Genomic DNA, 23280 nt, shown 5'->3' on the forward strand with positions numbered 1-23280 from the left:
CGAGGATGGAACGTGTAATGACTGATAAGGATTATATGCAGCTGGCGCTGCAGGAAGCCAGGGCGGCGGCAGCAATCGGCGAAATACCGATCGGCGCTGTTTTGGTCGTTGCTGGGACAGTGGTGGCACGGGCACATAATATGCGGGAGACCTGGAACGATGCGACGGCACATGCCGAGATCATTGTGATCCGGGACGCGTGTAAAAAACTGGGGCGCTGGCGTCTGGAAAGCGCTGCGCTTTACGTTACGGTCGAGCCCTGTCCGATGTGTTCGGGAGCTATCGTCAACAGCCGGATCGAGAAGGTGGTCTACGGCTGCCCGGACGCTAAAGCCGGCGGAGCAGAGTCGATCTTCAATATTATCAGCAACCCTAATCTTAATCATAAGGCGCAGGTCGTCAGCGGAGTCTGCGAAGCTGAATGCGCACAGGTGATGAAGGATTTTTTCAGACGCCGCCGCTTGGAAAACAGGCAGACCAAGGCGTGCAGGACTGAAAGCAGTGCTGAAAATTAAGAAAAAACCTTTGCAAAATACGGATTTATGATATAATAGATAAGGCTGGTTTATGCGGAGAGGTGTCCGAGTGGTCGAAGGTGTTTGACTCGAAATCAAATGTACGGCAACGTACCGTGGGTTCGAATCCCACCCTCTCCGCCAGGAATTTATGCGGTCCTTCATTGAGTTGAAGGACCGTTTATTTTTTTGTTAAATTTTTGTTTGACAATAGTTAGATGTCTAATTATAATTAAAGTATGATGAAGCAGAGAAATACGATTTTTTTGATCAGTAAAATAAGAGAAAACGCTAATAAATTTATTCTGGCAGATCTGGCGCAGCATGGGATCACCAATCTGGCTCCTTCGCACGGGGATATTTTAGCGTGCCTGTATCAAAAAGAGCGGGTGACGATGAAAGAGATTGCAGACGCTATCCACCGGACGAAGCCGACGGTGACGGTACTGGTCAATAAACTGGCTGAGCTGGGGCTGGTGCGTAAGGCGCAGGCTGCCGAAGATTCGCGTGTCATTTATGCAGAGCTTACCTGTAAGGGTAAAGAATTGCAGAAAATTTTTGAAAAGATTTCTGAGGATTTGATGCAGCAGGTTTTTCGGGATATGACGCAGGAAGAAATAAAAAAGCTGGAAAGCTCTTTGCAGAAAATTCTTGCCAATTTAGAATAAAAAATTTAAACAAATAGTTAGAAGTCTAACTATTTGCGGATTTTTTAGAATATACATCCAGGAAAGTAGGTAGAGGACGATGAAAAAAGAAACATTGGATTATGTTATTGAAAAGACTCATGTACTGATGAATGCGGCTTCCTGCAGCAGCGAGGCCAAAGCAGCAGCTCAAAGCTGGCTGGACGCAGTCGGTACGGCAAACGAAGCTGCTGAAACGAAAAAATATATCGCCGAGCTGGAAGCCGATATTATGCCGATCAACAATCTGATCGGTTTTGCAGACTCTGAGGCCGGCGTAAAGTGCTTTGGCGCAGAACTGGCTAAGAATATCGCTGCCCATGCTAGAGAAATCAAAGCTGCCGGTGCAGGGTATTGTGATTGCCCGGCCTGTACGGCAGTAGCGGAGATCCTTGCCAGAAAAACAGAATTACTGTAAAGTTTTACAGGCGGCTTGCCGCCGACGGTTTGAAAACAAAGATTGCGTTCAACGGTCCTTCATTGAATTTGAGGGCCGTTGATTTTTTTATAATTAAGTATTGGTGCCGGATTTTTAATTTTAGTCAGGCGGTAGAAGCTGTACTGCCGGTAAAAATTTTGTTATGATAATAATATCAGCTAAATTGACAGCGGAGGCAGGCAAGTGAATAATTCATTGATAATAGATAAAAAATTTTACTGGGAGCTGTTTAAATCTACGTTTTTGATCAGCGCCTTTACAGTGGGCGGCGGTTTTGTCATCATTCCGCTGCTGAAAGCAAAATATGTTGACCATTATAAATGGATGAGTGATAAAGAGGCGCTGGATCTTGTTTCGGTAGCGCAGTCGGCGCCGGGAGTGGTAGCTGTCAATGCCGCGATCATTATCGGTTACCGTCTGGCCGGTTATACAGGCGCGGCTGTAACTTTATTGGCGACAGTGCTGCCGCCGCTGATTACGTTGACGGCGATCTCATATTTTTATGATGCTTTTGCACATAATTATTATGTACAGATTTTGCTGCGCGGTATGCAGTGCGGCGCTACGGCCCTGATACTTGATGTCGGCATCAATCTGCTGCAGAAGGAGCTGCAAAAGAAGCTGTTGCTGCCGGGTCTGATTATTTTAGGAACTTTTATCGCCAATTATTTTTTACAGATCAATATCATGTATCTGATTCTGATGGACGCAGTTATTGGCTATTTGTGGCTGCAGGATGAAAAATACAGCTAGGGAGGCATGGCAGTGCTATATTTGAGTTTGTTTTGGAGTTTCTGTCTGGTCGGCGCGTTTTGTGTGGGCGGCGGCTATGCTTCGATACCGCTGATCCAGACGCAGGTGATTGACATCCATCACTGGATCTCATTCAGTGAATTTATGGATGTTGTGGCTATTTCACAAATGACGCCGGGGCCGATCGGTATCAATGCAGCTACCTTTGTCGGCACTAAGGTGGCTGGTATTGGCGGCGCTGTGGCGGCAACAGCAGGCTTTGTTACGCCTTCGCTGATCATTATGATCGCTTTGGCAAAGCTACTGGCTAAATATGGAGATATGGGAGCTATCAGAGGTGTTTTGAACGGGCTGCGGCCAGCGGTGGTCGCGCTGATCGCTTCGGCAGGCGTGATGTTTTTGACGCTTTCTTTGTGGAACGAAGAAAGATTGCCGGCTGTCTGGACTGATCCTGATCTTGTCAGTACGATCGTGTTGCTGGTGGCACTGGTTTTGATCAAGAAAAAAATCTGCGGCGTGATCCAGACGCTGGTAGGTTCGGGCCTTTTGAGCCTGGCGCTGCATTTATTTTTAAAATAACTGTTTTTATACCCTGGCTTTGTAAAGCCGGGGTATTTTTTATTGGTGCAGATGTCGGGAGCACGCACAATAAAAAAACACCTGCACCGCAGGTGTTGGAAACAGTGGACAATTATTTAAAAGCATTTTGCAGATGTTCGATGAATTTGTTGACGATAAGGATTTTAGAAACAATAGTGCGGTACATGATCCAGGTGCCGCGTAATAAAGGCGAGCCGTCTTTATGCTGCAAAGGCAGCAAATATAAATTAGGGTATTCTTCTTTGCTTAGACTGATGCTGGGCAGAATGGAAAAGCCCAGTCCTGCGGCGACAAGCTGCCGGCAGGTATCTGAATCATTGATATTCATGGTCACCATTGGCGGTACGTCATAGTGCTCGGTCCACCAGTTGCGGATCTCCTTTTCCAGGAAAATGTCTGTTCCGTACTCTATATAGGGAAGGCTGGGCAGATCCTGTAAATCAATTTCTGAATTGGCCGCAAGCACGATAGGTTCTTCGTTGATAAGAATTTTTTCTTCATTCCACAAATGATCGCCTCTGACAATGACCACATGGACGTCATTACTGTCTAAAAGGTGCGCCGCGGCGCTGCTCAGGCAGGTCTTGATATAGATATTGGCATTGGGGAACTGAGCCTTAAAAGATGTCAGTACATGTGATAATTTATATTTTGCATAGGCCGGCGAGACAGCGATCTTGATGGTGCCGCTCAAGACATCGTCCATTGTGGAAAGCTTATCTTTCATTTTGTTGTATTCCAATAAAGCTTTTTCTGCATAGTGAGCTACTTCTTCGCCTTTGCTGGTCAAAATTATACCTTTAGGCGTTCGATATACCAGGGCGCAGTTAAACTCCTCTTCCATATTTTTCAGGCGGTAGGAAAGCGCTGGCTGGCTCATATAAAGTTTTTCGGAAGCAATAGTTAAATTCTTCGTTTTAGCTACAGTGGTTATCAGTTCATAATCTTGAATGTTCATAGTGACCTCCATAGAAACGCCTTTACTGAAAATGTATAAAACTATGCATAAATAACGAAATGTGCAAAACATTTCGTTATTTTTATGTTCGGATTTAACAATGAATTTAACTTGCTTCTTATTTAATATGATAGCAGAAAAAATTCGGAAAAACTATGAAGAACCGATTTTGAGCCATAAAAAAAATTATAGGAAACAGAAAAATTTTTTTATCATGATTTTTTTTAATGACTTCTGAATAATTTTTCTATTTTATTTATGATGACAACTATTTTACACTATTTATAAAGGAAGTTAACTATAGCATTAACTGAAAGCGGAAAGTAAAATTTAAAAGAACAGACGGGGTGATTCAATTGACAAGTATGCGGGAAATTGTAGAAAAATTTGAGGTGCTTGACCAGCAGTATGAACTGGCAGGACAAGGCGATAAAATCGAAAGCCAGCATAAAAAGGGCAAGCTGCATGTGCGTGAACGCATCCAGGCTCTGTTTGATGCAGATACATTTGTGGAGTTAGATAAGTTCGTTGAGCATCACTGCAGCAATTTTGGTATGGAAAAAAAGAGCGGTGTCGGCGACGGCGTTATAACTGGGTATGGGAAAATAGACGGCAGATTAGTTTATGTTTATGCAGATGATTTTACTGTTTTTGGCGGCACGCTGGGTGAAATGAATTCCAAAAAAATCTGTAAGGTCCTGGATATGGCATTGGATGCAGGTTGTCCTGTTATCGGTCTGCATGATTCCGGCGGCGGACGGATCCAGGAAGGCGTTGATGCCAAGCATGGCTATGGCGAGATTTTTTACAGAAATTCCATTATGTCGGGCGTTGTACCGCAAATATCGGCTATTATCGGCCCCTGTGCCGGCGGCGCGGTTTATTCCCCGGCTTTGACAGATTTTATTATTATGGTCAACCATATCAGCCATATGTTCGTAACGGGGCCGAAAGTATGTAAATCGGCTTTGAATGAAGATGTGACGGAAGAACAGCTGGGCGGAGCGGTGTCACAAAGCAGCACCAGCGGTGTTGCTCATTTGATGGCTCAGGATGAAGCGGAATGTTTTGCCATGATCCACCGGCTGCTGAGTTATCTGCCGGCTTCCAATAAAGCTGGTGCGCCGGTAGTAAAAGCAGCGGCGGACAAAAAGCAGGTTTTAGACGAGCTTTTGGATATCGTGCCTGCGGATAAAAATCTGGCTTATGACATCAAAGAGGTCATAAAATGCATTTTTGATGATGATTCTTTCTTTGAGATCCAGCCGCTTTATGCGATGAATATCGTCATTGGCTTTGCCCGGTTAAACGGCGAATCGGTAGGTATCATAGCCAACCAGCCTAAATTTATGGCCGGCTGTATCGATATCAATGCGTCGACTAAAGCCGCCAGGTTTATCAGGTTCTGCGACGCCTTCAATATCCCTATCGTATCGCTGGTCGATGTTCCCGGCTATCTGCCTGGGGTTACGCAGGAACATGGCGGGATCATCCGGCACGGCGCCAAATTGCTGTATGCGTATTCGGAAGCAACGGTGCCGAAGATCACGATGGTACTGAGGAAAGCTTATGGCGGAGCGCAGAACGCTATGTGCAGCAAGGAATTGCGAGCGGATGTACTGTTTTTATGGCCGACGGCGGAGATCGCCGTTATGGGGGCGGAAGCTGCTGTCAGGATCATTTTCCGTAAAGATATTGCCAAAGCGGAAGATCCCGAGCAGCTGCGTGCCGAAAAGATCGCCGAGTATAATGAAAAATTCTCGACCCCGTTAGCGGCAGCCCGGCGCGGTTATGCCGACAGGATCATCAAGCCGCAGGATTCACGGATCGAGTTGATCAAAGCGTTGGACGCCTTAAAAAATAAATCGCAAAAATTACCATGGAAGAAACATGACAATATTCCGCTCTAAGAGGTAGATACCATTTAATGCTGTTTAATTGGGGGTTGAAAATAATAGAAGGGAAATGGTGATGAACATGTTGATTTCTATTAGTACGCTTATTCTTCTGGCGACTGTCTATTTTTTGATGAAAAGATATGAACCCAGAATGGTGCTTTTTCTATCAGGTCTGATTTTGTGTACGATTGCCTGGGCGCCTATTGAAGCGTTTTTAGGGTTCTCCAAGGCGATCAAAGCAGCGCCGGTAATTGAAACAATTGCCGGGTCGATGGCTTTTGCCTATGTTATGCAATATACGAAATGCGATGCGCATCTGGTGCATCTGCTTTCCAGCGGACTGACCAAATTAGGACCGAAGCTTTTGATCCCGGGCGCGATTTTTATTACAGCATTCGTACATATGTCTGTGCCCAGCGCTGCCGGTTGTGTAGCTTCAGTCGGGCCGGTGCTGATCCCGATCTTAAAGGGCGCTGGCGTACATCCTGTTATGGCGGCGACGATCTTATTTGCCGGTACTTTTGGGGCTACGATGCTGCATCCTGGTTTTCATCAAAATGTGATTATTTCAGAGGCCACGCACAGAACGCCTGTAGATATTGTGGGAAATCATTTTTATATCGTTCTGATCGTAGGGGCAGTAGTAATCGTTGGTGTCACATTAGTTGCCTATTATTTGAAAGAGCAGAGCGGTTATGTGGATGAAAGCATGAAAGAGGAGTTTCAGGTAAATATTTTAAAAGCCTTATCGCCGCTGGTGCCGCTGTTATTGATCCTTTTGGGTTCCATGAACATCATTCCGGCTTTGAAGGTTTTGAAAATCGCTTACGCGATGATCATCGGCGCAATGGTACTGTGTGTTGTTACAAGAACAGGCCCAGGTGAGATCACTAAAGCTTTCTTTAAAGGTTTTGGCGAAGGCTTCCAGAGCATTTACGGCATTATCATCTGTTCGGGTGTTTTTGTAGCCGGTTTAACTACCTGCGGCCTGTTGAAGGTCATGATCGATTTTATGAAAACTAATCCGGATCTGGCCCGGCTGACAGGTTCTTTTGGACCGTTTGTTCTGGCCGTCATCTGCGGCAGCGGTGATGCTGCGTCGCTGGCGTTTAATCAGGCTATCACTCCGCTGGCCGGAGCTCTGGGGATAGCGCCGATGGATCTTGGCAGCAGTGCGGCTTTTGCCGGCTGCCTGGGGCGTACGATGTCGCCGGTCGCTGGCTGCGCAATGGTTTGCTGCGCTCTGGCGGGAACGGATAATCCTGTGGATCTGGCGAAAAGGAATGCGCCGGTCATGATCGTTGCGGTTACCGTGATGACGATACTGTTCTTTATGCATAGTTGATAAATATTTTATGAGAGCGGAGAAGGAAGCTTGCAGCAGTTGATTTAAACATGATTAGTATCAGCTGGGCATTGAGCGGGAGCTGGTGATTACGACTTTGAGTGAGTCTGATACCGCTCCCTTTTTCCTTGCTAGGGAGAACGCGGCCCCAAAGGGGCTTTTTCTGAACGTGGAAAATAAGCAAAGAAAGGGATTTTATTATGAATCAGATGCTGCTGGTTGTTATCGTCTTTATAGCAGTATATATTTTGATCATTTCGGAAAGAATCCATCGGACTGTTATCGCCCTCACCGGGGCTGTTATTTTACTGATCCTTGGAGTGTTCGGGCAATCGCAGGCTTTGAGTTATGTTGACTTTAATACTCTGGGCTTATTGATCGGTATGATGATCATCGTTAATATTACAGGCAGGACAGGCTTATTCAATTACATGGCTGTTTATGCGGCGAAAAAGGTGCATGCTCAGCCGGTAAAGCTTTTTTTCGTACTTTCCTGCCTGACAATGGTCAGCTCGGCGTTTTTAGACAATGTAACCAGCGTTTTGCTGATCGTGCCGATTATTTTCAGTTTGACTTCGCAGCTGCAGATAGATGTAAAACCTTTTCTGATTGCCCAGATCCTGGCATCAAATATCGGGGGCACGGCCACTCTTATTGGTGATCCTCCTAACATAATGATTGGCAGTGCCGCCGGTTTTGATTTTATGGATTTTATTATTAATGTTGCTCCTGTCAGTATCATCGTTTTTATAATAAATATGGCGATCCTGTTTCTTTTGTACCGGAAAAAATTACATACGACTGCGCAGTTACAGGAACGTGTAATGCGTTTAAACGAGAAAAAAGAAATCGTAGATGCGGTCTTACTAAAAAAGTGTCTGTTTTGTCTGGCTTTGGTAATCATTTTATTTACTACTCATTCCTTGCTGCATATGGAAACGGCGACCGCTGCTCTTTTGGGCGCCAGCGTCATGCTGCTGCTGACCTGTTCTAATGACGAAGAAATTTTAACGGACATTTTCAGCCGGGTGGAATGGCTGTCCATTTTCTTTTTCATTGGTCTGTTTATCTTAGTAGGCGGCCTGGTAGAAACCGGCGTTATCAAGATCATGGCTCAGGAAGCTATGGCACTGACGCACGGCGATGTCAAAGGTAGCGCGCTGTTGGTTTTATGGCTCAGCGCCATTGCTTCGGCCTGTATTGATAATATTCCCTTTGTGGCGACCTTGCTGCCGCTGATCCAGGAATTAGGCGCAATGGGCATCAAAGATTTGAACCCGATTTACTGGGCGCTTTCCTTAGGGGCCTGCCTGGGCGGCTGTGGTACTCTGGTAGGTTCCAGCGCTAACGTTGTGGTTGCTTCGATGTCGGCCCAACGCGGTAAAAATATTTCTTTTCTGAAATACTTTTACATTGCTTTTCCGCTGATGCTGCTTTCTATTGCCATCAGCCATTGTTATATACTTTATTTATACTTTTAAAAGACAAATAACCGAAAAGGTGAGGGATAAAGATGATCATCAGACAAAACTATCTGGATCAGTTGATTGCTTATAAGGATCGGCCTGTCATCAAAATCATTACCGGTATGCGGCGTTGCGGCAAGTCCACGATCATGGCTTTATATAAAGATTATCTGCTGAGCTCCGGCATAAATCCGGAAAATATCATCAGTATGAGCTTGGAAATGATGGAATTTGATGATATTACAGACTATAGGCAGATGTATAAGCTTATAAAAGCTAAAATACCTGCCAGCGGCCCGACATATCTGCTGCTGGATGAGATCCAAATGATCCCAGGCTGGGAAAAAGCCATAGACAGTTTATATGCCGAAGGTGTGGCGGATATTTATTTGACCGGGTCTAATTCCAATCTTTTATCTTCGGAAATAGCAACCTTGTTATCAGGGCGCTATGTGATCATTAAAATCCTGCCGCTGTCATTCCAGGAATATTTATTGTTTGTTTTAGAGCGAAAACAGCGGGAAGAGCATCAGTATAATTCTTTGCGGCGTAGCTTAAGAAAAGACCTGGATCAGGAAAATAATATAGCTTTGGACATCAAACGGTATATCCGTTTTGGCGGACTGCCGATGATTCCGTTCCTGCCGCAGGAAAGAAGTATGGTCATCACATATCTGGAAGGCGTCTATAACAGCGTCGTTGTCAAGGATATCCTTACCAACAGAGGCATCGATAATATTCAGGCGCTGAAAAAGATCATCCGCTATGTAGCCAGCAATACCGGCAAAGTATTAAGCCCTCAAATCATTAGCGAGCATTTTTTGAGCAAATATCAGAGTGACAGCTTTGCGTATAAAGAAGTAGCCCTGTATATGGAACTGCTGGAAAAAGCCTATATTTTTTATCCAGAGGACTGCTATGATCTGCAGCAGGAAGCCATGCTGATAGACGAATGCCGTTATTATATCGCCGATACGGGAGTACGCAATACATTGTTATTGTTTTCCGATACAGGTAAAGGGCATAATCTGGAAACTATCGTTTATTTTGAATTGCTGCGAAGGGGCTATACTGTGTTCTGGGGCAAATACGGCGACTGTGAGATCGATTTTTATGCCGTCCGGCAGGAGAGAAAGATCTGTATCCAAATTGCCGTCAATCTTAAGGAAGAAGAAATTTGGAAGAAAAAAATTCAGGATCTACAAACAGTGCCTGATGGTTATCAAAAATACATCATTGCCATGAACAGATTTTATGAGGAACAAATACCGTCGGTCAAATTTATCAATCTGCCTGATTTTCTGCTGAAGCAGGATTATGAGTTTGCTGAAGATTGACTGCAGCATGGGAAATGAAAAAACCAGAGCTTAAGCTCTGGTTTTTTATTGCAGTATTTTTATGTGGCCGGGTTATTCCATTTCAAATTCTTTGAAGAAAGTGCGGACTTTAGACTGTTTGGACAGGAGCGCGTCGATTTCTTCTTTACTGAGACCAAGCCGACTGAAGATCTCACGATTATGTTCACCCAGGATCGGGGAGCCTTTGGCCAGTTTGACCGGCTCGTGAGCAAATTTGAGCGGTGAACCTGGCAGTTTGTATTTACCGCCTGTCTTATGCGTAACGGTAGCTATCATGCCGCGGGCCTGCAGGCTTTCGTCATTACAGGCTTCGTCGATAGAATTGATCGTTGCGCAGGGGATACCGGCTTCGTTGAAGGCCTCGATGATATCTTTGGTTTTCCATTTTCTGGTGTAGCTTCTGATGATCTCGTGACAGGCTTCTTTATTCTGCAGCCTGACGTCGTCGTTGCAGAAACGGGCGTCGGTGCTGTATTGCTCGCAGCCAAGTACCTGACAGATCTTAACGAAGGTGTTGGTTCTGGCAGAAGCAATGACGAAGATCCCGTCTGCTGTCGGGAAATCGTCCCACGGTACATCCTGAGGATGCTCGTTGCCGATACGCTGGGCTACGCCGCCGCCGTTGAGATAGGCTGTAACAGGGTTGTTGAGGACGGCGAACATGGTATCCAGCATCGCCAGATCAAGATGGTTGCCTTTACCGGTCTTTTCGCGGTGCAGCAGCATGCAGACAGTGCCGTAGGCGGCTTCCAGGCCGCTGAAGATATCTGCGATAGAAGCGCCTGCGCGTACAGGCTTGCCTGTTCTTTCGCCGGTGATGCTCATGAAGCCGCTCATAGCCTCCGCTATGATGTCAAAAGCGCCTCTGTTTTGATAGGGACTGACCTGGCCAAAGCCTGAGATCGAGGTATAAATAATATCCGGTTTCACTTTGATGACGTCATCATAAGAGACTCCCATGCGTTTGGTAACGCCGGGCCGGAAATTTTCCACGATAATGTCGGCTGTAGCGATCAGTTTCATTAAAATACTGTAATCTTCCGGATCTTTGGCATTTAAGGTTACACTTTTTTTACCCCGCATCAAGCCGAGGTCGACGGTTCGTTCACCGCCGTAATAGGGGCCGCTGCCCTTTTTTTTGTCGGGCTTTTCGATTCTGATGACCTCTGCGCCTAAATCTGCTAAAAGTCTGGTGCAGGTAGGCCCGGAAACGAAACTGGTAAAATCGATAACTTTATAACCACTCAGCAAGCTCATAATTTTGACCTCCTTATATTTTCTCTTACATTAAGTATAAAGCAAGAATTTTAAAAAATTAAATCGAGATATTTTTACTTCAGCTTAAAAATTTTTTATTATAGAATGGATACGGGATCGGCGCAGAATAAAGCCGCTTCCTGCAATGTAAAAGTTGTGAGGGAAGTTTTTCTGTAACATCTGTAGCGGTATGGAAAGAGTTTTGCTGCCAAGTTTAAATAGTATTTGCGTTTGTCGGGATTTTTGTTTAGAATTATTAGAAATGCGTAGAGAGAAAAAGAGGTAACTGCTGATGAAAATTGTCGATTTATTAAAAAGTGAAAAGGTGTGTATTTCCTGCGAGCTGTTCCCGCCGAAAGCGGGGACAGAACTGCAGAATGCTTTGAATATAGTCAGTGAGATCGCGGAGGTAGGGCCGCATTTTATGAGCGTTACTTACGGCGCCGGCGGTACGTCGGTGGGACAGACTGTGGCTATTGCCCGGGCAATAGAGAGCAGCGGCCGTCCGGCGCTGGCGCATCTGACCTGTATCGACGCCGATGAGGTAAAGATCGACGGTGTTTTGACGCAGATGCGTGCGGCTGGGGTACAGAATGTCCTGGCACTGCGCGGCGACGCTGTTAATGGCAACAGCGGGGCTTTTGCCCATGCCAGTGATCTGATGGGGAAAATCAAAGCGTCGGGTGATTTTTGTATCGGCGGCGCCTGTTATCCTGAAGGACATCCTGAGGCCGGTTCGCTGGATAGGGATATTGCTAATACCCGGCGCAAGATCGACAATGGCTGTGACTTTTTGGTAACGCAGATGGTGTTTGATAATAATATTATTTATAACTATATGTACAGATTGCTGCGGCATGGGATAGATGTGCCGGTAGTGGCTGGTATCATGCCGGTGACAAATGCCAGACAGATCAACCGTATCTGCGAATTGAGCGGTACGAAGCTGCCTCCAAATTACCGGGCTATCGTTGAGAAGTTTGCCGATGATCCCGAAGCATTGAAGCAGGCCGGGATAGCTTATGCTACGGGGCAGATCGTTGATCTGATCGCCAACGGGCTGAAAAATATCCATGTTTATACGATGAACCGGCCGGAGATCATTGGCGGGATCATGAAAAATTTGTCGGAGATAGTTAAATGAAATATGTCAGAGCTGAAGCAGTGAGATATATGGGTGCCAAAAAAGATGACCGTGATGCCGGAGTTCTGGCAGATCTGGCTTATCTGCAGCTGCGTAATGAGGTACGGCCTAAAAGCTGCTGGCGTATTTGCGGCTGCAGTGTCGATGCCGGGGGTGTAACCTTAGTGGCGAATGGTATGCGTTTTGAGAGCAAAAATTTGGCAGCTCATCTGCAGGGGTGTAAAAAACTTGCCGTTCTGGCGGCGACGTTGGGCAGCAATGCCGATATCGTCCTGCGGCGTCTGGCATTGACCAATGTAGCGCAGGCGGCTGCGGCGCAGGCAGTATGTGCCGCTTTGATCGAAAGCTATTGTGATGAAACGGAAGCAGAGATAGCGGCTGCGGCTGCTGGCCTGCATTTAAAACCGCGGTTTTCGCCGGGATATGGCGACTGGCGGCTGGAGGACCAGCAGCAGCTGCTGGCCTTGCTGGATTGCGGTAAAAGTATCGGACTGACTTTGACCGACGGCTATATGCTGACGCCGGTAAAATCGGTGACTGCGGTCATAGGCCTGACAGAAGATACTGTTTGTAATAGCAGTAAATGTGCGGCGTGCCTTAATCAAGAGTGCGAATTTAGAAAGGAATGAAAGCATGGGTTTCAGGGATTTATTAGGCAGGGAGTTATTATTTTTTGACGGCGCGACCGGGACGATGCTGCAGGCGCTGGGTCTGCAGCCTGGCGAGCTGCCGGAGCTGTGGAATTTTACGCATGCTGATAAGGTACAGTCGGTACATGAAGCGTACCTGGACAGCGGTTCGAATATCATAAAAAGTAATACCTTTGGGGCGAACCGTCTCAAATTCAAAGAGATGGACATCACTGTTGACGAGGTCGTGGCAGCGGCTTTAAAAATAGGGCGGGCTGCCTGCGCAGGAAGAGAGAAAGCTTTTGTGGCCCTGAATCTGGGCCCGACCGGGAAATTACTGGCGCCTTATGGTGATCTGCCATTTGAAGAAGCTGTGGATATTTATGGGGAAGTGGTACGCAGTGGAGCCAGGCATGGCGCTGATCTGATTTTGATCGAAACTATGAGCGATACCTATGAGATCAAAGCCGCACTTTTAGCCGCCAAAGAAAACAGCGACCTGCCGGTGATCGTTACTTTGACTTTTGATAAAGACGGTAAGCTGCTGACCGGGGCGGACGTTTTGAGTGCCGTAGCAATGGTGGAAGGGCTGGGTGCCGATGCCGTAGGCTTTAACTGCGGTCTGGGTCCCAAACAGATGCGCAGGCTGCTGCCGCAGCTTCTGGAAGCCTGTTCACTGCCGATAGTATTGAACCCCAATGCCGGCTTGCCGGTGCAGCGTGACGGTAAAACTGTTTTTGACGTCGGGCCGGAAGAATTTGCCCGGATGATGCAGGAAATGATCCCGCTGGGTATCTCTGTAGCCGGCGGCTGCTGCGGGACTACGCCCGCGCATATCAGGGCGCTGATCGAAAAATGCCGCGGGCTGCAGCCTGGCGGCCGCCGCGCCTGTGAGTTGACAGTGGTTTCTTCTTATGGCAAAGCAGTCGTTATCGGCGGGGAGCCGGTGCTGATAGGCGAACGGATCAATCCTACAGGCAAGCCGCGGCTAAAACAGGCTATTTTGGACGGCGATCTGGATTATATCTGCCGTCTGGGGTTGGAACAGCTGGAAAATGACGCGCATATTTTAGACGTCAATGTAGGCGTGCCTGGCATTGACGAAGCTGCCGCAGCGGCGAAAACTGTGTTGGCTTTGCAGGCTGTTACTTCAGCGCCGCTGCAGATCGATACCTCGGATTATGCGACGATGGAACGGGCGCTGCGGTTATATAACGGCAAACCGCTGTTAAATTCTGTCAGCGGGAAGGAAGAAGCTTTGGCGCAGGTGCTGCCGCTGGCTAAAAAATACGGCGCGGTAGTAGTAGGGCTGGCCTTAGACGATGCCGGGATCCCTGCGACAGCGGCTGGACGTCTGGCCGTGGCTGAAAAAATACTTGCCCGTGCGGCAGAATACGGCATCGAAAAACGTAATATCATTATCGACCCGCTGGCGCTGACTATCAGCACGGGGCCGGATAATGCTGCGGTCGATCTGGAAGTGATCCGCGCATTGGCGGCGCAGCAGGTCAAAACGATCATGGGCGTGTCGAATATTTCTTTTGGACTGCCGTTGCGCGATGCCGTCAACAGCACATTTTTGGCGCTGGCAATGGAAGCAGGGCTGTCCTGTGCGATCATCAATCCGCAAAGCAGGGCGATGCTGGACACTTATTACGCTTACAGGGCTTTAAAAGGGCTGGATGCCGGCTGTAAAGCTTATGTCAGGCGTTTTGCCGATGCGGGCGCGCAGGTACAGGCGGCGAAAGTCAGCGAATATACGCTGCATGACGCGATCGTCAAAGGCCTGCAGGAGCAGAGCCGGTTGGCGGTGACAAAACTGCTGGAAACAGAAAAACCGCTGGATATTATCAATACCCAGATGATCCCTGCTTTAGATTTTGTCGGTAATGGCTTTGAGAAAAAAGAACTGTTCCTGCCGCAGCTGCTGATGAGTGCTGACGCGGCTAAGGCTGCTTTCGACGTGATCCGCGACCGAATGGCTGACGGCGGCGCAGCAGCCAAAGGCGAGGCTGTCGTCCTTGCGACAGTCAAAGGCGATATCCACGATATCGGTAAAAATATCGTGAAGGTGCTGCTGGAAAATTATGGCTATAATGTCATCGATCTGGGGAAAGACGTGGCTATAGAAGCGGTTGTAGCGGCTACGCTGGAACATAAGGCGCATGTCGTTGGCCTGTCAGCTTTAATGACGACTACGGTCGGGGCGATGGAGGCGACGATCAGAGCTTTACGGGATGTCTGCGACTGCCGCATCGTCGTTGGCGGCGCTGTTTTAACGCAGGAGTATGCTGACAGTATTGGCGCCGATCACTATGCGCCTAACGCTGTCAGTGCAGTGGGCTATGTGAATGAGGCTCTGGCAAAATAAGTTTCTGGCAGGAGCCTGAAAAGCTGAGCCTGCGGTAAAAACGCAATAACAGATGTATATGTAAAAAAATATACAAAGTATATTGTATACAAAATCACGCAGCAAGAAAATCTCTTACAGCAGTGTACGCGAGAGGTGGACTTGCTGCGTTGCTGTTTTCGCAAAAGTCCTTTTAAAAAGGACAAAACAGTGATCTTCCAGCACTTTAAAACAACAATATTCTTACAAAAATGTTAAAATAGCCAAAAGTATACTGTAAAATCGTAAAGAAAATATGAAGAAACGGTAATATTGTCACATTCGCGCTTTGGTGTTATAATCATTTACAGTTAAGGGGAAAAAGCTGTGTAAACAGTAAAGAAGGGACAGATTACATTGAAAATGAAAAAATTATTATCAGCGCTGCTGGCTTCGGCAGTAGCAATGAGTTTGGTGGCAGGCTGCGGCGGCGAGAAAAAGGAAGCGGCGAAAGCCTCTGACGTGATCAAAGTCGGCGTTTTCCTGCCGTTGACAGGCGATAATGCAGCCGGCGGCGAACTGGAGCTCCGTGGCATCAAGCTTGCTAATAAGCTGCATCCTGAAGTTTTAGGCAAAAAGATCGAGCTCGTTGTGGCTGATAACAAATCCGATAAAGCGGAAGCTGCTTCCGTTGCCGCCCGCCTCATCGAAAAAGATAAGGTCAGCGTTATCGTAGGTTCTTATGGTTCTTCCCTGTCCATGGCGGCAGGCAATATCGTCAAAGACAGCAAGGTTCCGGCTGTTGGTACTAGCTGCACCAATCCGCAGGTAACTGCCAACAACGATTATTATTTCCGTGCCTGCTTTATTGATCCGTTCCAGGGCACAGTTATGGCAAACTATGCTTTCAAACAGGGCGCTAAAAAAGTTGCCATCGTACAGGAAGTTTCCAACGACTATGCAGTCGGACTGGCAAAATTCTTCAAAGAAGCTTTTATAAAACTTACCGGTGATGAAAACAGCATCGTTGAGATCGCCAACTATCAAACCGGAGATAAAGATTTCAGTGCTATCCTTACTAATATCAAAGCTAAGAATCCTGATGCTATCTTTGCACCGGGTAACTTTACCGAATCTGCACTGCTGGTAAAACAGGCGCGTCAGCTTGGCATCGAAGCTCCCTTTATGGGCGGCGATACCTGGGAAACTCAGGAATTCATCGACGTCGGCGGTAAAGATGTTGAAGGCGTAGCTCTTTCTACGGCTTTCGACCGTGAAAAAGCAACCACTCCGGAAGCCAAAAAATTCCTGGATGAATATGTAAAAGAGTATAAAGGCGAACCTTCCGCATTGACCGCAATGGCTTATGACGCTTATCTGATCGCTGTTGACGGCATTAAACGCGCAGGCTCCACCGATACTGTCAAGATCCGTGACGCTATCGCAGCCACTAAAGATCTGGAATGTGTCACCGGTATGACCACGCTTGATAAAAACGGCGACCCGATCAAAGGCGCTGTGATCAAAACTGTTAAAGACGGTAAATTTACCTTCCTCGATTTCGTAGAAGCTAAATAATTTATTGGTTCTTTCATAACCCTTTTTCTTTCTGTTAGTGCTCCCTTCTCCTTAAGGGAAGGGAGCAATTCTTTTGTGTCATGAGGTGTTTTTCATGGAATTTTTCCAAGCGATCGCGAATATGTCGGGTGAGAGCCTTGCGCAGCATTTGGCTAACGGCATATCTCTCGGCAGTCTGTATGCTTTGATCGCCATCGGCTATACGATGGTTTACGGCATTTTATTGATGATAAACTTTGCACACGGCGATATCGTTATGATGGCATGTTATTTTGCCTTTTTCGGTATTACCGTTTTTCACATTCCCTGGTATATTACTTTTATCGGGGTCATTATTGCCACGGCGATTTTAGGCGTAGTTATCGAACGGACGGCTTATCGTCCTTTGCGTGACGCACCGAAAAATTCTGTGCTTATTTCTGCTATCGGCGCTTCGTTTTTATTGGAAAACCTGGCCAATTACCTGTTCAGCGGCCGTCCGATGCGTTTTCCGAACATTGAACTTTTATCGCAGAATATTTCTGTCGGCGGGATCCAGATCCAGGCTATCTGTCTGGTCATTCCCGTTATTACTATTATCAGCCTTGTTGTGCTGCTGCACATCGTCAATCATACTAAAACCGGTATGGCTATGCGTGCAGTTTCCAAAGACTATGAGATCGCACGCGTTATGGGCGTCGATATTGATAAAATAATTTCGATCACCTTTATCATCGGTTCCTCTTTGGCGGCTATCGGCGCCATTATGTGGGGAATACGTTACCCCGGCATTACTCCGATGATGGGCGTCATGCCGGGTTTGAAGTGCTTTATAGCGGCTGTTATCGGCGGTATCGGCAATATCAAGGGCGCAGTTCTGGGCGGTTTTATCCTGGGCCTGGGCGAGATCCTGATCGTTGCTTTTTTCCCGCAGCTGTCCGGTTACCGCGATGCCTTTGCCTTTATCGTACTGATCGTGATCCTGTTTTATAAACCTACGGGCCTTTTGGGCGAAAAAACGACTGAGAAGGTGTGACGAAGATGAAAAAGAAAGATATTTTCCTTACTTTGATCGCTGTTGCCGCACTTTTTGGCGTCGCCTGCTTTGTCCAGACGGAGATGGATTCTTATATCCGCAGGATCGTCAATTTGTGCCTGGTTTATGCGATCATCGGCTTATCCATGAATCTGACCAACGGTTTTGTCGGGCAGTTTTCTCTGGGGCAGGCCGGCTTTATGGCTATCGGGGCTTATGTAGTGGGTATTTTTACCGTACCTGTCGAGCTGCGTCCCAATGTTTTTTATGCGGCGCCGATGAATCCCATGATCGCCGATATCCAAATGCCCTTGTGGCTGGCGTTGATCGCCGGCGGACTTTTGGCGGCATTAGTGGCTTTTTTGATCGGGACGCCGGTACTGCGCCTGCGCGGAGACTATCTTGCCGTAGCGACGCTGGGCTTCTCCGAAATCATCCGTATCTGGATCACTAACGCGCAGAGCATTACCAACGGCGCTTTGGGGATCAAAGATATCCCGCCGCTGAATGATGTGCGTTATATCTTTTTAGCGACGGCAGTGACTTTTGTTTTTATCGCGCTTTTGATCAATTCTTCCTACGGACGCGCTTTTAAAGCGATCCGCGAGGATGAGATCGCGGCAGAGGCGATGGGTGTCAGCCTGTTCTGGCATAAAAATCTGGCCTTTATGATCAGCGCTTTCTTTGCCGGTGTGGGCGGGGGCCTGTACGGTGCGCTGTTAGGTACTGTCGATCCTAAAAATTTCCTGTTTACGCTGACTTATAATTTCCTTTTGATCATCGTTCTGGGCGGTATGGGCAGTATCACCGGCAGTATGCTGGGAGCCGTTATCGTTACGGCGGGGCTGGAATTCCTGCGTGTCTTTGACGAACCGCTGATGCTGTTCGGTATGGATATCCCGCTGTTCAGGCCAGGGTTCCGGATGGTCATCTTTTCAGCGCTGCTGATGGCCTGCGTTCTTTTCTGGCGGCACGGCATCATGGGCACCAGCGAGCTGACCTGGAAAAACATTCGTGCCTTCTGTAAAAATCCATTGAGCTTCTTTGGGCGGAAAGGAGCGGCCAGATGATTTTAAAAACTGATAATATCACGATGCAGTTTGGCGGCGTAACGGCTGTTAATCTGCTCAATATCGAGATCAATGAGCATGAGATCGTTGCTTTGATCGGCCCTAACGGCGCCGGTAAGACAACGGCATTCAATATGATCACCGGCGTTTATACGCCAACCAGCGGCGACGTGATCTATACGGACGCACAGGGTGAAGAGCAGAAAATAACCGGTAAGAGACCCAGCGAGATCGCAAAAATGGGCGTGGCGCGTACCTTTCAGAATATCCGGCTGTTCAAAAATCTTTCGGTTTACGAAAATGTTATGATCGCCAAGCATTTACATCTGAAATCCGATTTCATGTCGGCAGCGCTGCATCTGCCCTGGTATAATAAAGAACAGCGGGAAATGGAAGCCTCTGTGGAAGCTCTGCTGCGTAAGGTTGATTTGTGGGAGCTGCGTGATGAAAAAGCATCCAGCCTGCCTTATGGTCAGCAGCGTCGTCTGGAGATCGTCCGCGCTTTGGCGACCGGGCCGCGGCTGCTGCTTTTAGACGAGCCGGCTGCGGGTATGAATCCTAAGGAAACTGATGAACTGACGGAATTTATTCGTCAGATCCGCAATGAATATGATCTGACGGTTTTCATGATCGAGCATCATATGGATCTGGTCATGGAAATATCCGACCGCATTTATGTTTTGGATTTTGGCATGACTATTGCTGAAGGTACGCCGGAAGAGATCCAAAATAACAGGCGCGTTATCGACGCTTATCTGGGGGTGGACGAAGATGCTTAAAGTACAGGACCTATTTGTAGCTTACGGCGGCATCGAAGCGCTCAAAGGTATTTCCCTGGAAGTGCCTGAAGGTAAGATCGTGACGCTCATCGGCGCTAACGGCGCCGGCAAAAGCACCTTACTGCGGACAATAGTCGGGCTGGTAAAGCCTAAAAGCGGCAGCATCAGCTATAACGAGCAGAATATTACCGGGCTCAATTCGCAGAAGATCGTTAAAACAGGGATCACTCTTGTTCCTGAAGGCCGCCGGGTTTTTCCAAATCTGACGGTGCTGGAAAATCTGCAGATCGGCGCTTATATGCGCAATGATAAGGAAGAAATAGCCAAAGACATCAAATGGGTATATGAATTGTTCCCACGTTTGGAAGAACGCAGCTGGCAGATGGCCGGTACCTTATCCGGCGGCGAGCAGCAGATGCTGGCTGTCGGCAGAGCGCTGCTTTCGAGGCCGCAGCTGATGATGATGGACGAGCCTTCCCTGGGGTTGGCGCCGCTGATCATCAAAGATATTTTTAATATCATTCAGGAGATCAACAGCAGAGGCATGACGATCCTGCTGATCGAACAGAATGCCAATATGGCGCTGAAGGTCGCTCATCAGGCTTACGTACTGGAAACAGGCAAAATAACTATGAGCGGGACCGGTCAGGAGCTTTTGGAAAATCCTGACATCAAAGCGGCCTATCTTGGTAAAAAACGTAATCAAAAATAAACGCAGCAGCCGGCAGTATTTGCCGGCTGTTTTTGTATTTAGCAGCATTTTCTTGCGAAAATAGCTCAAACAGGCTATCATATAAAAAGAGAATGGTGGTAAATAAATGGTAGAAAATTTTTTTAGAAGTTGCAGGCGGCATCGGGAAATGCTGCGTTTTTCAGTTTTGGCGCTGTTGCTGCTCTGGGTCATCTGGCAACTGCACAGTTCGCCCTATATTTTTCATCCTGCTTCAGTTGATGATGTGCGGCGCTGGGTCGCATCGTACGGCAACCTGGGGCCACTGGTTTATGTAGCGTTATATGCGGTACGGCCGCTGCTGTTTTTTCCGGGTATTTTTTTGAATCTCAGTGCGGGGATCTTGTTTGGACCCATGCTGGGTATAGTTTATTTGTTATGCGGCGGTCTGAGCAGTGCTCTTTTGTGCTATGCTTTGGGAAGTCTGGGCGGCGGCAGAAAGCTGCTTGACCGTTATGGCGGCTGCTGGGGTGAAAGGCTGACCAATTATCTGAGCGGCAGCGGCGGCTTCGTCAAGATGCTGTGGCTGCGCACAGTACCGATTTTTCCGTATGATCCGGTAAGCATTATTGCCGGCTGCTGTAAGATGAATCTGCAGCTGTATGCTGCGGCAACTGTACTGGGCATGCTGCCGGGAGCGATTGCTTATAATCTGCTGGCTGATGCTGTTTCAGGCGGCAGCGGCTTATATGTGTCTGCTGCCGTAGTCGTTATAGCTTTTGGCCTGCCGCTGGCGTGGTGGGCCTGGGGCGGCGAACATAAAAAATTAAAGGAGTAGATACTGATGAATGTTTACGTTTGGCGTCATAACAAAACTTATCACAGTCACAGTATGATCAATGAACCCTGCGTGCAGAGCCATTTTTATCTGGACGCGCTGGCGATCGTCGCTGCCAATAATCTGGAAGAGGCCTTGGCCAAGCTGGCGGAACAGAACGCAGGCTGGCGGATCGAAGATCTGCGCGAGCTTACTCCAAAGGTTTATGATCTGGACGTTCCCCAGGTTATTTTTACAGAAGTCCGCGGCTCCATAGCGGAATAGGAAGGCGATAACATGGATAAAACAGTGGAAATGGAAATGAAACTGACGATTGCCCGTAAAGATTTAAAAAAGCTGCTGGCTTCTGAGCTGATTACGGTCAAAACTATCAAAGGCAGCCTGGCTAAACAGGAGCTGCTGACAACGTATTATGATACGGAGTCCTATAAGCTGACTGAAGCCGGTATGGCATATCGCATCAGGCGCAACGGTAAAAAATACGAAGCTACTATCAAAACAGAACAAAGCTCGGGCGGAGGCCTTTCGGCCCGCCGCGAGTTTAATATCCCTCTCAAAAAAGATGCTCCGCTGCTAAGCGGTTTTGCAGAGCTGGGGTTGGAGGCCGATCTGGAAGAGCTGCTGGCAGGAGAAGAACTGCAGAAGCTTTTCACCGTGGAAGTAAAAAGAGAGGTCAGACTCTTGCAGGTGACGCCCGCTACCGTTCTGGAAATGGCAATTGACCAGGGCAAGATCAGCGCCGGGAAGCAGAAAGAAAAAATTGACGAAGTAGAACTGGAGCTCAAAGAGGGGACAAAAGCTGATCTCTTGGATTTTACGGCGCAGGTGGCTGCGAAGATCCCTGTTTTTATCGAGCCGCGCAGCAAGTTTGCCCGTGGGCTGCATTTGCTGGGCAACGGTGAAGAGCATGAACTGCCGAAGGGACGGCTGAAAATCGACCGGGGCGGCATGGTCCAGGATGAGCTTGGCAAACTATTGGAATATTATGGCGACAGGATCTTAAAGCTGCAAAACAGGCTGCTGCTGGACAAAACCATGCTGGTGCAGGCTGATAAACTGCTGCTGCCCCAATTCAGGCATTTGCAGGCTTTGCTGGCGCTGATCAAGCCGCTGCTGGCTGAAGGCGAGTATGAGAAAATGCGGAAGCTGCTGGCAGAACCTGCCGGTACGCTGAATGTTCTGTTTCGGTATAAACGTTTGCTGCAGCAGTGGCAGCTGCTGCAGGGAACAGCGGGCAGCAGCTTTTTGCAGCGGCCGCAGCTGGCTGAAAAACTGACGGAAGAAATAGAAAACATTCTGGCTGAAGTTGATAAACAGCTGCAGCAGGGTGTTTACAGTCATTGTATCTTCAAATTGCTGGCCTGGACGGAACAGTCGTTATGGCAGAACAGTTATTATGTGGAAGTTGAGCAGCTGGCAGGCTGCCGGATCGAAGACTGGTATAATATGCTGAAAGAACTGGACATTAAAGGCGATAAAATAGACGAGGCGCAGGCTCAAAGCATTTTACGCATTTGTGAAGTGATTTATTACGCCCGCCGCAGCCTTAAGATCGACCGGCTCAGTAAAACAGTCTGGAAAGACGTCAAAGAGTTGTATCAGAGGATACAAATACTGGTTTACGATGTGTACAGCAGTAAATGTCTGCTGAACTGCGTCAAGGGAAACAACAGCCGGGCGCTCTATCGCGACGGCGGCCTGCTTTTGGGCTGGCGCCTGCAGGCCCTGCAGTCAGCGAATGCTAAAGCTTTGAAAGCATATGAGAAATTGTTGGAAGATCTGAAGAAATGAACATCTAAAGAAATTCAAAAATAAAACCTAAAAAAGTTCGAGTGAACAGGTAAATAAACCCTGTCAACTGAAAAGTTGACAGGGTTTATTTTTTTCTGGCGAGTTACTTTAAGCGTGCGGATGCTGGTTTCAGGCGTCAGCCTGACAATGCGAATGTGGCTC

The 23280-nt window shown here is 47.6% G+C and carries 22 protein-coding genes and 1 tRNA gene; 21 read left to right on the forward strand and 2 right to left on the reverse strand.

What is annotated here, in order from left to right; genetic code table 11:
* Positions 1 to 5: 5 nt before the first annotated feature.
* From tadA to Q4G98_RS06315, 6 genes are all read left to right on the forward strand, one after another.
* Positions 6 to 515 (forward strand): tRNA adenosine(34) deaminase TadA, encoded by a 510-nt coding sequence (tadA, locus tag Q4G98_RS06290; protein WP_298565374.1) that lies wholly within the window; start codon positions 6 to 8, stop codon positions 513 to 515.
* 56 nt (positions 516 to 571) lie between these two features.
* A tRNA-Ser gene (locus Q4G98_RS06295) sits at positions 572 to 659 on the forward strand.
* A 95-nt stretch (positions 660 to 754) separates the two neighbouring features.
* Positions 755 to 1183, forward strand: coding sequence for a MarR family winged helix-turn-helix transcriptional regulator (locus Q4G98_RS06300; protein ID WP_293545620.1), 429 nt, complete (start codon positions 755 to 757; stop codon positions 1181 to 1183).
* A gap of 79 nt (positions 1184 to 1262) precedes the next feature.
* Entirely contained in the window at positions 1263 to 1619 is a 357-nt protein-coding gene (locus Q4G98_RS06305) for a molecular chaperone Hsp90 (RefSeq protein ID WP_298565377.1), read from the forward strand.
* Between the two features lie 204 nt (positions 1620 to 1823).
* Positions 1824 to 2393 (forward strand): chromate transporter, encoded by a 570-nt coding sequence (locus Q4G98_RS06310; protein ID WP_293545623.1) that lies wholly within the window; start codon positions 1824 to 1826, stop codon positions 2391 to 2393.
* A 12-nt stretch (positions 2394 to 2405) separates the two neighbouring features.
* Positions 2406 to 2972 (forward strand): chromate transporter, encoded by a 567-nt coding sequence (locus Q4G98_RS06315; protein WP_177560777.1) that lies wholly within the window; start codon positions 2406 to 2408, stop codon positions 2970 to 2972.
* A 112-nt stretch (positions 2973 to 3084) separates the two neighbouring features.
* On the opposite strand, the gene Q4G98_RS06320 is transcribed toward Q4G98_RS06315, so the two are convergent.
* Positions 3085 to 3951: a LysR family transcriptional regulator gene (locus Q4G98_RS06320; RefSeq protein WP_177560776.1), complete on the reverse strand. Its 867-nt coding sequence runs from the start codon at positions 3949 to 3951 to the stop codon at positions 3085 to 3087.
* Between the two features lie 365 nt (positions 3952 to 4316).
* Between Q4G98_RS06320 and Q4G98_RS06325 the strand changes: the two genes are divergently transcribed.
* The 4 genes from Q4G98_RS06325 (at position 4317) to Q4G98_RS06340 (ending at position 9997) form a co-directional block, all read left to right on the forward strand.
* Positions 4317 to 5861, forward strand: coding sequence for an acyl-CoA carboxylase subunit beta (locus Q4G98_RS06325; RefSeq protein WP_298565462.1), 1545 nt, complete (start codon positions 4317 to 4319; stop codon positions 5859 to 5861).
* Between the two features lie 61 nt (positions 5862 to 5922).
* Positions 5923 to 7194, forward strand: a complete 1272-nt coding sequence (gene dcuC / locus Q4G98_RS06330) for a C4-dicarboxylate transporter DcuC (RefSeq protein ID WP_177560775.1) — start codon at positions 5923 to 5925, stop codon at positions 7192 to 7194.
* Positions 7195 to 7394: 200 nt separating this feature from the next.
* Positions 7395 to 8675, forward strand: coding sequence for an ArsB/NhaD family transporter (locus Q4G98_RS06335; RefSeq protein WP_177560774.1), 1281 nt, complete (start codon positions 7395 to 7397; stop codon positions 8673 to 8675).
* A 32-nt stretch (positions 8676 to 8707) separates the two neighbouring features.
* Entirely contained in the window at positions 8708 to 9997 is a 1290-nt protein-coding gene (locus Q4G98_RS06340; protein WP_298565380.1) for an ATP-binding protein, read from the forward strand.
* A 72-nt stretch (positions 9998 to 10069) separates the two neighbouring features.
* Here the strand turns inward: Q4G98_RS06340 and Q4G98_RS06345 are convergent, their stop codons facing one another.
* Complete coding sequence (locus tag Q4G98_RS06345) at positions 10070 to 11275, reverse strand: CaiB/BaiF CoA-transferase family protein (RefSeq protein WP_298565382.1); 1206 nt, start codon at positions 11273 to 11275, stop codon at positions 10070 to 10072.
* A gap of 292 nt (positions 11276 to 11567) precedes the next feature.
* Between Q4G98_RS06345 and Q4G98_RS06350 the strand changes: the two genes are divergently transcribed.
* The 11 genes from Q4G98_RS06350 to Q4G98_RS06400 all read left to right on the forward strand — a co-directional run bounded on the left by Q4G98_RS06350 (position 11568) and on the right by Q4G98_RS06400 (position 23118).
* Positions 11568 to 12419, forward strand: coding sequence for a methylenetetrahydrofolate reductase (locus tag Q4G98_RS06350; RefSeq protein ID WP_293718929.1), 852 nt, complete (start codon positions 11568 to 11570; stop codon positions 12417 to 12419).
* Positions 12416 to 13048: a vitamin B12 dependent-methionine synthase activation domain-containing protein gene (locus Q4G98_RS06355; protein WP_301961893.1), complete on the forward strand. Its 633-nt coding sequence runs from the start codon at positions 12416 to 12418 to the stop codon at positions 13046 to 13048. Before Q4G98_RS06350 ends, Q4G98_RS06355 begins: the two co-directional genes overlap by 4 nt.
* Positions 13049 to 13052: 4 nt before the next feature.
* Positions 13053 to 15419 carry a homocysteine S-methyltransferase family protein gene (locus Q4G98_RS06360; RefSeq protein WP_298565388.1) on the forward strand — a complete coding sequence of 789 codons (2367 nt, stop codon included), beginning with the start codon at positions 13053 to 13055 and terminating at the stop codon, positions 15417 to 15419.
* Positions 15420 to 15800: 381 nt separating this feature from the next.
* Positions 15801 to 16955, forward strand: a complete 1155-nt coding sequence (locus tag Q4G98_RS06365; RefSeq protein WP_177560791.1) for an ABC transporter substrate-binding protein — start codon at positions 15801 to 15803, stop codon at positions 16953 to 16955.
* 94 nt (positions 16956 to 17049) lie between these two features.
* Positions 17050 to 17970 (forward strand): branched-chain amino acid ABC transporter permease, encoded by a 921-nt coding sequence (locus Q4G98_RS06370; RefSeq protein WP_293545702.1) that lies wholly within the window; start codon positions 17050 to 17052, stop codon positions 17968 to 17970.
* A 5-nt stretch (positions 17971 to 17975) separates the two neighbouring features.
* Entirely contained in the window at positions 17976 to 19040 is a 1065-nt protein-coding gene (locus tag Q4G98_RS06375; RefSeq protein ID WP_177560768.1) for a branched-chain amino acid ABC transporter permease, read from the forward strand.
* On the forward strand, positions 19037 to 19819 hold the full coding sequence (locus tag Q4G98_RS06380) for an ABC transporter ATP-binding protein (RefSeq protein WP_298565391.1): 783 nt from the start codon (positions 19037 to 19039) through the stop codon (positions 19817 to 19819). Before Q4G98_RS06375 ends, Q4G98_RS06380 begins: the two co-directional genes overlap by 4 nt.
* The gene (locus Q4G98_RS06385; protein ID WP_177560766.1) at positions 19812 to 20531 is read left to right on the forward strand and encodes an ABC transporter ATP-binding protein; all 720 of its coding nucleotides are present in this window, start codon (positions 19812 to 19814) and stop codon (positions 20529 to 20531) included. The genes Q4G98_RS06380 and Q4G98_RS06385 overlap by 8 nt, the downstream gene beginning before the upstream one ends.
* Before the next feature lie 148 nt (positions 20532 to 20679).
* The gene (locus tag Q4G98_RS06390; protein WP_298565393.1) at positions 20680 to 21327 is read left to right on the forward strand and encodes a TVP38/TMEM64 family protein; all 648 of its coding nucleotides are present in this window, start codon (positions 20680 to 20682) and stop codon (positions 21325 to 21327) included.
* A 6-nt stretch (positions 21328 to 21333) separates the two neighbouring features.
* The gene (locus Q4G98_RS06395; RefSeq protein ID WP_298565395.1) at positions 21334 to 21591 is read left to right on the forward strand and encodes a hypothetical protein; all 258 of its coding nucleotides are present in this window, start codon (positions 21334 to 21336) and stop codon (positions 21589 to 21591) included.
* A gap of 12 nt (positions 21592 to 21603) precedes the next feature.
* A complete protein-coding gene (locus Q4G98_RS06400; protein WP_298565397.1) occupies positions 21604 to 23118 on the forward strand; it encodes an inorganic triphosphatase in 1515 nt (504 codons plus the stop codon).
* Positions 23119 to 23280 lie beyond the last annotated feature (162 nt).

The sequence above is a fragment of the uncultured Phascolarctobacterium sp. genome, assembly GCF_958349595.1.
Classification (GTDB): Bacteria; Bacillota; Negativicutes; order Acidaminococcales; family Acidaminococcaceae; genus Phascolarctobacterium.